Here is a 374-nt window from a genome sequence, read left to right as displayed (position 1 = left end):
GCGGCCGGGGCGGCCTCGGGGCTGGTCGCGTTCGGCTTGACGGTGATCACCGGCACCCCGCGGGTGACCCGCGAGGCGACCGTGAAGGAGGCCGCGAACACCGACTGGGTCGCCACCGGACCCTCCGCCCCCGCGGTGAGGTCCACCGCGTCGGTGATCACACCCGAACCCAGCCGCAGCGCCACGCGCGCGGCGATCTCCTTGCCCTCCCCGGAGGAGGTCACCAGCACCGCGACGGCGTCCGCGGCCCGCGCGATCTGGGTCAGCGCGTCGACCTTGGGCACCACCAGATAGTCGGCGAACTCCGCGGCATCCGCGGTGTACACCGTGGCCGCACCGTACTCGGCGGCCTTGGCGGCCACCGCGGCGGCGCC

At 75.4% G+C, this 374-nt stretch carries 1 pseudogene; it reads right to left on the bottom strand.

The window, feature by feature from the left end:
• Positions 1-374: pseudogene (locus AOK09_RS27360) on the bottom strand (electron transfer flavoprotein subunit alpha/FixB family protein); the annotation flags it as partial.

Origin of the sequence: Peterkaempfera griseoplana, assembly GCF_001418575.1 — a bacterium.
Taxonomy (GTDB): domain Bacteria; phylum Actinomycetota; class Actinomycetes; order Streptomycetales; family Streptomycetaceae; genus Peterkaempfera; species Peterkaempfera griseoplana.
The sequence above is the reverse complement of the archived record's forward strand: the minus strand, read 5'-3'. Positions and strand labels throughout refer to the sequence as shown.